Origin of the sequence: Vibrio sp. Isolate33, assembly GCF_022397895.1 — a bacterium.
Classification (GTDB): Bacteria; Pseudomonadota; Gammaproteobacteria; order Enterobacterales; family Vibrionaceae; genus Vibrio; species Vibrio pomeroyi.
The window spans coordinates 1-13,209 of sequence record NZ_JAKEUP010000005.1 but is presented as its reverse complement, the minus strand read 5'-3'; the positions used below and the strand labels follow the sequence as shown (position 1 = coordinate 13,209).

Genomic DNA, 13,209 nt, shown 5'->3' with positions numbered 1-13,209 from the left:
AAATGAGTTCTATTCATGGATAACTTAATCCAACTAGATTCTGTGAGCGTCGAATTTGACGGTCGAAAAGTTTTAGACAACATCTCTCTAAATTTAGAGCGTGGCAGAATCACTACCCTAATTGGGCCAAATGGAGCGGGGAAATCAACCTTAGTTAAGGTACTACTTGGGCTCCAGAACAAATATTCCGGAAAGATCACCAAATCAAAAAAACTAAAAATTGGTTATGTTCCACAAAAGCTAAAGCTGAACGACTCTCTGCCTCTCAATGTAGAACGTTTTCTTAAGCTCACCGGAAAATTCAGTAAACAAGAAATTCTAGAATCTTTGATGCTAGTGGGCGCTGAACACCTGATGAAAAGTAATATGCATCAACTGTCTGGTGGCGAAAACCAACGAGTGCTGATCGCTCGATCTCTATTGAAAAGACCCGACCTGCTCGTTCTTGATGAACCCGCACAAGGTGTTGATGTACAAGGCCAAATCGATCTTTACGATCTGATCGATTCCATTCGTCACCGCTTTGGTTGCGCTGTGTTTATGGTTTCACACGACTTGCATTTAGTGATGGCAAAAACAGACGATGTGATCTGTTTGCATCACCATATCTGCTGTTCGGGTGCACCGGCTGATATTAAACATCACCCTTCTTATATCGCGCTGTTCGGTACTGCGGTTCAAGAAAGCTTGGCTTTCTACCACCACCAACATGACCACCATCACCATGACTTGGCAGGCCAGCCAGTTTCTGGGGATGTGCACGACTGCTCCAACCATAAACACGGACATCACCACTAATGCTTGAGTTTCTTCTACCTTCTATTCTTGCAGGCTTAGGCATTGCTCTTATTGCTGGCCCGCTGGGTTCGTTCGTGGTGTGGCGCAAGATGGCTTACTTTGGTGACACCCTTGCACACGCCTCTCTAATGGGCTTAGCGCTAGGCTTCCTGTTCAACATTAACTTGTACTTCGCCTTACTGATCTGTTGTTTGATGTTGGCTGTCTTGCTCGTGACATTGCAAAAACAAAAGCTGGTCGCGACCGATACCCTACTCGGTATTTTGGCGCACAGTGCACTATCACTTGGTTTGGTTGCTGTCAGCTTCTTAGATAATGTTCGTGTTGATCTGATGAGCTACCTATTTGGTGACTTGCTGGCGGTATCTCCGATGGATTTAGTGTTCATATATGCGGGTGCCGCTGTAATTGGACTGGTACTGGCTATCTTTTGGCGACCACTATTATCAACGACGGTTAACGAAGATCTCGCGGCTGTTGACGGTATAAACATTGATTTAATGCGTCTGATTTTGATGCTGCTTGTTGGTATCGTGATCGCTGTTGGTATGAAGTTTGTGGGTGCATTAATCATGACATCGCTACTGATTATTCCTGCAGCAACGGCAAGGAAGTTCTCCAAGACCCCTGAGCAGATGGCGTTTCTAGCATCGATTATTGGCTCTATCTCTGTATTCGGTGGATTAAGCTTGTCTTGGTTCTATGACACGCCTGCAGGCCCTTCTGTGGTTATCAGTGCAGCTGCGATGTTTATGCTATCTCAAATGGTGAAGACCCGAGCGTAATCATACGATTCGTATCTCGTATCTCGTATCTCGTATCATTGAAGACATACAAAAAAGGCTTGGTCAGTGACCAAGCCTTTTTAATATCATTCAGTTAGTTAGCTTCTATCTCAATCGATAAAAGTTAGCTGATTACCAACCTGTGATTTCACGTAGGCCTTTACCGATGTCAGCAAGAGACTTAACTGTCTTAACGCCTGCTGCTTCTAGTGCTGCGAATTTATCTTCAGCAGTGCCTTTACCGCCAGAGATGATTGCGCCTGCGTGGCCCATACGTTTACCCGGAGGAGCAGTAACACCAGCGATGTAAGAAACAACTGGCTTAGTTACGTTCGCTTTGATGAACTCAGCCGCTTCTTCTTCCGCAGTACCACCGATTTCACCAATCATTACGATTGCTTCAGTCTCTGGGTCTTCTTGGAAAAGTTTTAGGATATCAATGAAGTTTGAACCTGGGATTGGGTCACCACCGATACCAACACATGTAGACTGACCAAAGCCTTCATCTGTTGTTTGCTTAACTGCTTCGTACGTCAGAGTACCTGAACGAGATACGATACCTACTTTACCCTTCTTGTGGATATGACCAGGCATAATACCGATCTTACACTCATCTGGAGTGATAAGACCTGGACAGTTAGGGCCGATCATGCGAACGCCAGTTTCTTCTAGCTTCACTTTAACGTCGATCATATCTGTTGTAGGGATACCTTCAGTGATCGTTACGATCAGTTCGATACCTGCATCAATCGCTTCTAGGATTGCATCTTTACAGAAAGGAGCTGGTACATAGATAACTGTTGCTGTTGCGCCAGTTACTTCTACAGCTTCACGTACTGTGTTGAATACTGGAAGGCCTAGGTGAGTTTGACCACCTTTACCAGGTGAAACACCACCAACCATTTGCGTACCGTATGCGATAGCTTGATCTGAGTGGAATGTACCTTGACCGCCAGTGAAACCCTGACAGATTACTTTAGTGTCTTTGTTAATTAATACAGACATTATTTAGCCTCCGCAGCAGCAACAACTTTCTGAGCAGCATCTGTTAGAGATTCAGCTGCAATGATATCAACATCAGAATTAGCAAGTACTTCGCGACCTAGGTCTGCGTTAGTACCTTCTAGACGAACAACTACAGGAACTGTTACGCCAACTTCTTTAACCGCACCGATAATACCTTCAGCGATCATGTCACAACGAACGATACCACCGAAGATGTTTACTAGTACTGCTTTAACATTGTCATCAGAAAGGATGATCTTGAATGCTTCAGCTACACGTTCTTTTGTCGCGCCGCCGCCTACATCAAGGAAGTTTGCTGGCTTGCCGCCGTGTAGGTTTACGATATCCATCGTACCCATCGCAAGGCCTGCACCGTTAACCATACAGCCAACGTTGCCATCTAGTGCTACGTAGTTCAGTTCCCACTGTGCTGCGTGTGCTTCGCGCTCATCTTCTTGAGATGGATCGTGCATTTCACGTAGTTTAGGCTGACGGTACATCGCGTTTGAGTCGATGTTGATCTTGCCGTCTAGACAAAGCAGGTTGCCTTCACCAGTAATTACAAGCGGGTTGATTTCTAGTAGAGCTAGGTCGTACTGAGAGAACATTTGGCCAAGACCCATGAAGATCTTAACGAACTGTTTAATTTGATCGCCAACTAGACCAAGTTTGAACGCAAGTTCACGGCCTTGGTAAGCTTGAGGGCCCACTAGAGGATCGATCGCTGATTGGTGAATCAACTCTGGAGTTTCTTCAGCGATTTTCTCAATGTCCACACCGCCTTCAGTTGACGCCATGAATACAATTTTGCGCGTTGCACGGTCAACAACAGCACCTAGGTAAAGCTCGTTAGCAATGTTCGATGCTTCTTCAACTAGGATCTTTGTTACAGGCTGACCATTAGCGTCTGTTTGGTAAGTTACTAGGTTTTTGCCTAGCCACTTTTGTGCAAACTCTTTAACGCCTTCTTTCGTGTCATGTAGCTCTACGCCGCCCGCTTTACCGCGGCCACCAGCGTGTACTTGACACTTAACGACTTTCTTGGCTGTACTGATACGACCTGCAGCTTCGAAAGCTTCTTGTGCAGTATCACATGCGAAACCTTCTGGTACAGGCAAACCGAATTCTGCAAACAGCTGTTTGGCTTGGTATTCATGCAAATTCATTTTGATATTCCGTTTATTTTCCCTTAAGGGATTATTATTTCCATAACGACACAGTTTCCTGTGTTACGTCTGTAGGGTCTTCTCAAATAAACTGCTGTCCATTTTCTAATGGCTTTACAGTTCAAGTGAAGGCCAGACGTTGAGCAGCCTAGCCTTTGAAACTTTTTACGTCTAGCTAACTGGGCTAACTAGACGTTTTAGCGATACTAAACGTCTAATAGCAGACGTGCAGGATCTTCTAATAGCTCTTTGATGGTCACTAGGAAGCCAACTGATTCACGGCCATCGATTAGACGGTGGTCGTAAGAAAGCGCTAGGTACATCATTGGTAGAATCTCTACCTTGCCATCAACAGCCATTGGACGATCTTGGATTTTGTGCATACCCAGGATTGCCGCTTGAGGCGGGTTGATGATTGGCGTAGACATTAGAGAACCAAATACACCACCGTTTGTGATAGTGAAGTTACCGCCCATCAGCTCATCCACAGTTAGCTTGCCGTCACGGCCTTTGATTGCTAGCTCTTTGATGCCTTTTTCGATGTCAGCGAAACCTAGTGTGTCACAGTCTTTCAGTACTGGAGTTACTAGACCACGTGGCGTTGATACTGCCATGCTGATGTCGAAGTAGTTGTGGTAAACGATATCTGTACCGTCGATAGATGCGTTCACTTCTGGGAAACGTTTTAGCGCTTCTGTTACTGCTTTCACATAGAAAGACATGAAACCAAGACGCGTGTCGTGACGCTTCTCGAATTGGTCTTTGTACTGCTTACGAAGGTCCATGATTGGCTTCATGTTCACTTCGTTGAAAGTAGTCAGCATTGCTGTGCTGTTCTTCGCTTCTAGAAGACGGTTTGCAACTGTCTTACGTAGGCGAGTCATAGGTACGCGTTTTTGGCTACGAGCTGCTGCTGGCGCTTCAACTGCTGGTGCAGATGCTGCTGCCGGAGCCGCTTTCGCTGCTGCTAGATGTGCGTCGATGTCTTCACGAGTAATACGACCACCAACACCAGTGCCTTTAACGTCAGCTGGTTGTAGGTTGTGCTCTGCAAGCAAGCGACGAACAGCTGGGCTTAGTGCGTCGTTGTTCTCTTCTGTAAGAGCCGCTTTGTGGCGCTTGTCAGGAGAAGCTTCCGTATCTTCCGTTGTATCTTTCGTTGGTTCACCAGCGACAGCACCCGGCTTGATTTTAGCCAGAAGCTGTTTAGAAAGTACCGTAGCACCTTCTTCTTCGATGATAGCTTCCAGAACACCCGCTTCAGGAGCCGGTACTTCTAGAACTACTTTATCTGTTTCGATATCTACAATGACTTCATCACGTGCAACCGCTTCGCCCGGTTTTTTGTGCCAAGTAGCAACTGTTGCATCAGCCACAGATTCAGGTAAATCTGGAACCAGAATTTCAATTGTCATGTGCGTATTTTCCTTTTACTTCTAGTTCTTAAGTAGGGTCAAAGCGTCGTCAACTAACGCTTTTTGTTGTTTCAAGTGTACCGACATATAGCCAACAGCTGGTGATGCTGATGCAGGACGACCTGCGTATTGAATATCAGCACCCACTGGGATAGCAGCTCGGAAATTATGTTGGCTACTGTACCAAGCACCTTGGTTTTGTGGCTCTTCTTGACACCAAACGTAATCGACTACATTCGTGTACTGTGCAATTGCAGCTCTCACGTCCTCGTAAGGGAACGGGTAAAGTTGCTCAATACGCACAATAGCGACATCGTCTTGCTCGTTCTTACGTCTTTGGTCAAGTAGGTCGAAGTAAACCTTACCTGAACAGAACACGACGCGTTTTACGTTCTCAGGAGCCAGATCATCGATTTCTGCGATAGCTGGTTGGAACGTACCTTCTGCCAAATCTTCCAAAGAAGAAGTACACAGAGGGTGACGAAGCAATGACTTAGGTGACATTACGATCAGAGGACGACGCATTGGTCGAACAACCTGACGGCGAATCATGTGGTAAACCTGAGCCGGTGTTGAAGGAACAACAACCTGCATGTTTTGTTCAGCACATAACTGAAGGTAACGCTCAAGACGTGCAGAAGAGTGCTCTGGGCCTTGACCTTCATAACCGTGAGGAAGCAGCATAGTTAAACCACATAGACGTGCCCACTTTTGCTCACCTGACGAAATAAATTGGTCGATAACAACTTGTGCACCGTTTGCGAAGTCACCAAATTGTGCTTCCCAAAGGGTTAGACCGCTTGGCTCTGCTGTTGCGTAACCATACTCAAATGCCAGTACCGCTTCTTCAGACAATACCGAGTCAAACACTTGGAATGGCCCTTGCTTGTCATGAATGTTCGCAAGAGGAACATACGTGCTTGCATCTGATTGGTTGTGCAGTACTGAGTGACGGTGGAAGAACGTACCACGACCAGAATCTTGGCCAGAGATACGAATACGCTTACCGTCATCTACCAGTGTTGCGTAAGCCAGAGTTTCAGCCATACCCCAATCGACTTGTTTCTCACCATTCACCATGGCAGTACGATCGTTGTACAGTTTATTAACTCGGCTTTGCAGCTTATGGCTGTCTGGGTATTGGCAAAGTTTGGTACCAAGCTCTTTCAGGCGCTCGATATCAATCTTGTTATCCCATTCGATGTTCCAGTCGTGACCTAGGTAAGGAGACCAGTCCACAGAGTGAAGTGCCATTGGGCGCCACTCTTTAACCACAACTTCACCGTGATCAAGTGCATCACGATATTCGTTAACTAGTTGAGTTGCTGTATCAATACCAAACTCACCACGCTCCATTAGCACGTCAGCGTAAAGCTTACGTGGCGTTGGATGCTTCTTGATTTTTTGGTACATCAAAGGCTGTGTTGCATTCGGCTCATCGGCTTCGTTGTGACCGTGGCGACGGTAACAAACCAAATCAATAACAACATCACGCTTAAACGTATTACGGTAATCCAATGCAAGACGCGCAACGAACGCAACCGCTTCTGGATCATCAGAGTTAACGTGGAAAATCGGAGCCTGAACCATCTTCGCGATATCAGTACAGTACATCGTAGAACGAGTATCGCGTGGGTTAGACGTTGTAAAACCAACTTGGTTGTTTACAACGATACGAACCGTACCACCTACACAGAAACCACGAGCTTGAGACATGTTAAACGTCTCTTGTACTACACCCTGACCAGCGATAGCTGAGTCACCGTGGATAGTAATTGGAAGTACACGGCTGCCGTCACTATCACCAAGGCGATCTTGACGTGCACGTACTGAACCGATAACTACCGGGTTTACGATTTCTAAGTGAGATGGGTTAAATGCAAGTGCTAAGTGAACGTTGCCGCCTGGCGTTGCGAAGTCCGCAGAGAAGCCTTGGTGGTATTTCACATCACCAGTACCCCACGTGTCATCGTGCTTGCCCGCAAATTCGTCAAACAGGTCTTGTGGCTTTTTACCAAGCACGTTGACCAACATGTTTAGACGACCACGGTGAGCCATACCAACAACAACTTCACGCATGCCTTGTCCGCCAGCATGACGAATAATTTCTTTCGTCATTGGGATAAGCGCATCACCACCTTCCAACGAGAAGCGTTTTGCGCCTGGGAATTTAGCACCAAGATAGCGCTCAAGACCTTCAGCTGCAGTTAGCTCTTCTAGGAAAGCTTGCTTTTCTTCTTTATTGAAAGAGGGTTGACCAGATACAGACTCTAAACGTTGTTGAATCCAACGCTTTTGCTCTGTATTCGTCATGTGCATGTATTCAGCACCAATAGAACCACAATAAGTCTGCTTTAGAGATTTGTATAAATCTTTAAGCACCATCGTCTCTTGGCCAATCGCGTAAGAACCGACGTTAAACGTCTCATTGAGGTCATCTTCGGTAAGAGTGTGGAAAGAAGGATCCAGCTCTTCAACTGTATCTCTTTTCCATAAACCTAGGGGGTCTAGATTTGCTGATTGATGCCCTCGGAATCGATAAGCATTAATTAGTTGCAGAACCTTTACTTGTTTCGCATCGACATCTGGATCACTAACTTGGACACTGTAATGCTTTGTTTCTTGAGCGAGTCGACGGAAGTATTCACGAACACGAGAGTGTGGTTGTTCCACTGTCTCTGAAGCTTGCACAGGCAGTTCTTCAAAAACACTTCTCCATTCGTCACTTACCGAATCTGGGTCACTTAGATACAGTTCATAGAGTTCTTCTACGTACGTTGCATTGGCGCCAGCCAAGTGTGAAGACTCGAGCCATGCCTTCATCACGCCGTTGTGCATATTTTCCCTTAACCAGTAGTTTTCACGTTTGCTGCGGTCTATGCCGAGCTATTAAAAGGCCGCCCCAAAACTTCTAGGGCGGCAATTTTTATATAACTTAAACCGAACGATTCACCAACATGGTCTTGATGTGACCAATAGCTTTCGTCGGATTTAATCCCTTAGGACAAACACTTACACAATTCATGATGCCATGGCAACGAAAAACGCTAAATGCATCATCAAGATCGGACAAACGTTCGTCTGTCGCTGTATCTCGGCTATCAATTAGCCAACGGTACGCTGCAAGTAGGCCTGCTGGTCCGATGAATTTGTCAGGGTTCCACCAGAACGATGGGCAAGATGTAGTACAACATGCACACATGATACATTCGTACAATCCATCTAAGTGCGCGCGCTCATCAGGGCTTTGTAAGTTTTCACGTGCCGGTGGTACATTGCCATCAGACACTAAGAATGGCTTCACTTTCTCGTAGTTATCGTAGAACTGAGTCATGTCTACAATCAGGTCACGAACAACAGGTAGACCAGGCAGCGGACGAATCACAATCTTGTCTTGGCCAGAAAGCGCAGATAATGGAGTGATACACGCCAGACCGTTTTTACCATTCATGTTCAAACCATCCGAACCACATACACCTTCACGGCATGAGCGACGGAATGAGATAGTTGGATCTTGCTCTTTCAACAGAATAAGCGCGTCCAAAAGCATCATGTCTGAACCTTCATCCACCTCTAGGGTGTATTCCTTCATATAAGGCTTCTGGTCGACATCTGGATTGTAACGGTATAAAGAGAAATTCAGTTTCATGGTCATATCTCCTTAGTACGTACGTGCTTTTGGTGGGAACGCTTCACGATGGATAGGCTCCATGTTTACACCACGCTTAGTCATGCTCTCTGACTCTGGGTTGTAAAGAGAGTGGCATAGCCATTGCTCATCATCACGGTCAGGGAAATCGAATCGAGCGTGTGCGCCACGGCTCTCTGTACGGAAGTTTGCAGCAACCGCTGTTGCGAATGCAGTTTCCATCAGGTTTTCAAGCTCTAGACACTCGATACGTTGAGTGTTGAACTCTGTCGACTTGTCAGATAAGTGTGCATTCTTCAGACGCTCGCGAATCGCTTTAAGCTCTTCTAGGCCTTCAGCCATTGCTTTGCCTTCACGGAATACTGAGAAGTTGTTCTGCATACATTGTTGAAGATCTTTACGGATTTGCGCTGGATCTTCACCGTCAGTACTGTTTTCCCAACGGTTGTAACGCTCTAGAGAACGCTCAATGTCTGCTTCAGTTGCTGGTTTCGCTTCGTCTTGCTTCTTCAGAGTCTCACCTAGGTGTAGACCTGTTGCACGACCAAATACCACCAAATCAAGTAGTGAGTTACCACCTAGACGGTTTGCACCGTGTACTGATACTGATGCGATTTCACCACAAGCAAATAGGCCTTGGATTTCAACATCAGTGCCATCTTCAGTTTGCTTAATAGCTTGACCAGAAACTTGTGTTGGAACACCACCCATCATGTAGTGACATGTTGGGATTACTGGGATTGGCTCTTTTACAGGATCAACGTGAGCAAAGGTACGAGACAGTTCACATACACCAGGAAGACGAGATTCAAGTGTCTCTTTACCTAGGTGATCAAGCTTAAGCTTGATGTGTGGACCCCAAGGGCCATCGCAACCGCGACCCTCACGGATTTCAACCATCATTGAACGAGCAACAACATCACGACCCGCTAAGTCTTTAGCGTTTGGTGCGTAACGTTCCATGAAGCGTTCGCCATCTTTATTAAGAAGGTAACCACCTTCACCACGACAACCTTCCGTTACCAATACACCTGCGCCAGCAATACCCGTTGGGTGGAACTGCCACATTTCGATGTCTTGCATTGGAACGCCAGCACGAATCGCCATACCAACACCGTCACCAGTATTGATGTGTGCGTTAGTTGTCGAAGCGTAGATACGACCAGCACCACCAGTAGCAAGGATTGTTGCCTTCGCTTTGAAGTAACAAACTTCGCCCGTTTCCATACAAAGCGCGGTTGTACCTAAGATTGCACCGTCTTCGTTCTTAACAAGATCCAGTGCATACCACTCAGAGAAAACCGTCGTTTTGTGCTTAATGTTTTGTTGGTAAAGCGTGTGAAGCAGTGCGTGACCAGTACGGTCGGCTGCAGCTGCGGTACGAGCCGCTTGCTCACCACCAAAGTTTTTAGATTGACCACCGAAAGGACGTTGGTAAATAGTGCCATTCTCGAAGCGAGAGAAAGGCAGGCCCATTTTTTCAAGTTCGATTACCGACTCAGGACCGTTTTTACACATGTATTCGATAGCGTCTTGGTCACCGATGTAATCAGAACCTTTAACGGTGTCGTACATGTGTTGTTCCCAATGGTCTTCGTGCGCGTTACCAAGAGCAACAGTGATGCCGCCTTGTGCTGAAACCGTATGAGAACGAGTAGGAAAAACTTTAGAAAGCAATGCACAAGATAGGCCTTGCTCAGAAATTTGCAGTGCGGCACGCATACCTGCACCACCAGCGCCGATAACTACGGCATCAAACTCACGAACAGGAATAGTCACTTACGCACCCCACAAAATAAACAGACCAGAGAAGAAATATCCAAGAAGAACTGCAACAACACCGACTTGAAGACCAACACGCAGTTTTGCGCATTTGATGTAGTCAGTTAGTACTTGCCATAGGCCGATCCACGCGTGAACCAAAACAGAAGTAAGCGCTAACATGGTGAAGACTTTAGTGAAGGTTCCACCAAAGAATTGCGTCCAAGATGCGTAAGAGATATCACCAGAGAAAGCACAGAAGCTCACTAGGTAGATAGTATAAAGAGTCATAATGATGGCAGTTGCACGAATCAGTAAATAATCATGAACACCATTACGACCAAAAGTAGAAACGTTGTTTACCATACTAAGATCCCCGCTAGTAGAGACAATACCGCTGTTGCTGCGAATGCAACCTTAGCGCTCTTAGCGCCAGATTCCAGCTCTTCAAAGTGACCTAGGTCCATAAGAAGGTGACGAATACCACCAGCAATGTGGTAAGCCAAAGCGGTTAGAATGCCCCACAGAATAAACTTCACGAAGAAACCGTCGACAATGTCGCTAGCTTCCATAAAGCCTACTGGGGATGAGAGGGAAGTGGATAGTAACCAAAGCAGAATTCCAATCGCGACAAAAGTTATCACCCCAGACACACGGTGTAGGATGGAAGCTATTGCAGTGATAGGAAAGTGGATGGTCTGTAAATCTAAATTAACAGGTCTTGTCTTTCTTTCTTTCACGGGCTTGCTCACTCAGCTCCATTGAGCATTATGGTCATTAAATAACCTTATGATATTGTTATGGACAAAATTTGATCGCAAACCTTCAAAATTTAACATTAACTTAACAAATAACTGAAGTTGAGCCTTAGATAATTGTAAAATAATTGTTAACTGCCAGATTAAGAAAGACACCTCACATTTCTTCTTAGCCTTGCATTTATAAGGTTTTAACCAAACTTTTCAGCGCCACTATACGGCTGGCAACATTCTAATACAATTGATGTAACAAATAATGCTACACAGACCAGATTTTTAACGAATTTAATGTAAAAAACACTAACAAGTGCACACAAAGCTGTAGAAAAATTGACTTTCCCACGTAAGACCAGTAAAAAAATGGCACATAAACATCCTGGACGGATTAATAATAAACAAAGGAGATTGTTATGGCGGATAAGAAAGCTACCCTTCACATTGAAGGTCAAGCGCCAATCGAGCTGCCGATTACGGAAGGTGTACTTGGTACTCCAGTGATCGATGTTCGTACACTAGGTTCTAATGGTTTTTTCACTTTTGACCCTGGTTTTCTTGCCACTGCATCTTGTGAGTCTCAAATCACTTTTATTGACGGTGGAAAAGGTATTCTTCTACACCGTGGTTATCCAATTGACCAACTTGCCAATAACGCTGATTACTTAGAGGTATGTTACATACTTCTTTACGGTGAAGCCCCATCTCGAGCTGAATACGAAAAGTTCAAGACTACCGTGACACGTCACACTATGGTGCATGAGCAGATTGCTAGTTTCTTCCACGGCTTCCGTCGTGATGCTCACCCTATGGCTGTAATGTGTGGTGTTGTAGGCGCTCTAGCAGCGTTCTACCACGACTCACTTGATATCAACAACGATACACACCGTGAAATTGCGGCTTACCGCCTAATTTCAAAAATGCCGACACTGGCAGCAATGTGTTACAAATATTCAATCGGTCAGCCGTTTATCTACCCACGTAACGACCTAGGCTACGCAGAAAACTTCTTACACATGATGTTTGCAAACCCATGTGAAGAGTACGAAGTGAACCCTATTGTTGCTCGTGCAATGGATAAAATCTTCACACTACACGCTGATCACGAACAGAATGCTTCAACGTCTACTGTACGTCTATCTGGTTCATCTGGTGCTAACCCGTTTGCGTGTATCGCAGCAGGTATCGCATCACTTTGGGGGCCAGCTCACGGCGGTGCAAACGAAGCTTGTCTACGTATGCTTGAAGAGATCGGTAGCGTAGATAACATTGAAGAATACGTTGCGAAAGCAAAAGACAAAGATGACCCATTCCGTTTGATGGGCTTCGGTCACCGTGTTTACAAGAACTACGATCCACGTGCAACGGTAATGCGCGAAGCGTGTCACGAAGTACTGAAAGAGCTAAACATCCAAGATCCACTACTTGACGTAGCAATGGAACTTGAGCGTATCGCTCTGTCTGATGAGTACTTTGTTTCTAAGAAACTATACCCAAACGTAGATTTCTACTCAGGTATCATTCTGAAAGCAATCGGTATTCCAGTATCAATGTTTACTGTAATCTTCGCGATGTCTCGTACTATCGGTTGGATTGCACACTGGAACGAAATGCACAGCGATCCGACAAACCGTATCGGTCGTCCTCGTCAGTTGTACACTGGTCAAGAGCAGCGTGATTTCCAAGCTCTACACGAGCGCGAATAGTAAAGTTTCAGATTTTCTAATCGAAAAAAATATCCGCCTTCTTAGAAGGCGGTTTTGCTTTATAACCCCCTAGAAGGGGGCGTCCGCGCTATCAGTTCTTCAATAACTGCAGTTGTTGTTCATACTCTATGTCCTGCTTGTCTTGGTGCCGTACATATCGTCGAATGACTTC

Annotated in this window: 11 protein-coding genes; 3 read left to right on the top strand and 8 right to left on the bottom strand. The window is 45.6% G+C overall.

The genetic code is table 11. The features are described from left to right. The first annotated feature begins 15 nt into the window (after positions 1-15). Together znuC and znuB are read left to right on the top strand one after the other, a co-directional pair. Positions 16-798 carry a zinc ABC transporter ATP-binding protein ZnuC gene (gene znuC, locus L1D37_RS10045; RefSeq protein ID WP_010436800.1) on the top strand — a complete coding sequence of 261 codons (783 nt, stop codon included), beginning with the start codon at positions 16-18 and terminating at the stop codon, positions 796-798. Then, positions 798-1,583 (top strand): zinc ABC transporter permease subunit ZnuB, encoded by a 786-nt coding sequence (gene znuB / locus L1D37_RS10040; RefSeq protein ID WP_239847826.1) that lies wholly within the window; start codon positions 798-800, stop codon positions 1,581-1,583. Before znuC ends, znuB begins: the two co-directional genes overlap by 1 nt. A gap of 132 nt (positions 1,584-1,715) precedes the next feature. Here the strand turns inward: znuB and sucD are convergent, their stop codons facing one another. From sucD to sdhC, 8 genes are all read right to left on the bottom strand, one after another. After that, positions 1,716-2,588: a succinate--CoA ligase subunit alpha gene (gene sucD / locus L1D37_RS10035; protein ID WP_004734209.1), complete on the bottom strand. Its 873-nt coding sequence runs from the start codon at positions 2,586-2,588 to the stop codon at positions 1,716-1,718. Further along, positions 2,588-3,754 carry an ADP-forming succinate--CoA ligase subunit beta gene (gene sucC / locus L1D37_RS10030; RefSeq protein ID WP_010436793.1) on the bottom strand — a complete coding sequence of 389 codons (1,167 nt, stop codon included), beginning with the start codon at positions 3,752-3,754 and terminating at the stop codon, positions 2,588-2,590. Before sucC ends, sucD begins: the two co-directional genes overlap by 1 nt. Positions 3,755-3,960: 206 nt before the next feature. Continuing rightward, on the bottom strand, positions 3,961-5,169 hold the full coding sequence (gene odhB / locus L1D37_RS10025; RefSeq protein WP_017056410.1) for a 2-oxoglutarate dehydrogenase complex dihydrolipoyllysine-residue succinyltransferase: 1,209 nt from the start codon (positions 5,167-5,169) through the stop codon (positions 3,961-3,963). A 21-nt stretch (positions 5,170-5,190) separates the two neighbouring features. Continuing rightward, a complete protein-coding gene (gene sucA, locus L1D37_RS10020; RefSeq protein WP_017630648.1) occupies positions 5,191-8,007 on the bottom strand; it encodes a 2-oxoglutarate dehydrogenase E1 component in 2,817 nt (938 codons plus the stop codon). Positions 8,008-8,104: 97 nt separating this feature from the next. Continuing rightward, a complete protein-coding gene (locus L1D37_RS10015; protein WP_010436773.1) occupies positions 8,105-8,818 on the bottom strand; it encodes a succinate dehydrogenase iron-sulfur subunit in 714 nt (237 codons plus the stop codon). Positions 8,819-8,830: 12 nt separating this feature from the next. Then, entirely contained in the window at positions 8,831-10,597 is a 1,767-nt protein-coding gene (sdhA, locus tag L1D37_RS10010; protein WP_019820485.1) for a succinate dehydrogenase flavoprotein subunit, read from the bottom strand. Next, entirely contained in the window at positions 10,598-10,945 is a 348-nt protein-coding gene (gene sdhD / locus L1D37_RS10005; RefSeq protein ID WP_010436768.1) for a succinate dehydrogenase, hydrophobic membrane anchor protein, read from the bottom strand. Then, positions 10,939-11,331, bottom strand: coding sequence for a succinate dehydrogenase cytochrome b556 subunit (sdhC, locus tag L1D37_RS10000; protein ID WP_010436766.1), 393 nt, complete (start codon positions 11,329-11,331; stop codon positions 10,939-10,941). The genes sdhD and sdhC overlap by 7 nt, the downstream gene beginning before the upstream one ends. Positions 11,332-11,747: 416 nt before the next feature. Here sdhC and L1D37_RS09995 point away from each other — a divergent pair, with 416 nt between their 5' ends. Continuing rightward, positions 11,748-13,037, top strand: a complete 1,290-nt coding sequence (locus L1D37_RS09995) for a citrate synthase (protein ID WP_132969351.1) — start codon at positions 11,748-11,750, stop codon at positions 13,035-13,037. Positions 13,038-13,209: the final 172 nt, after the last annotated feature.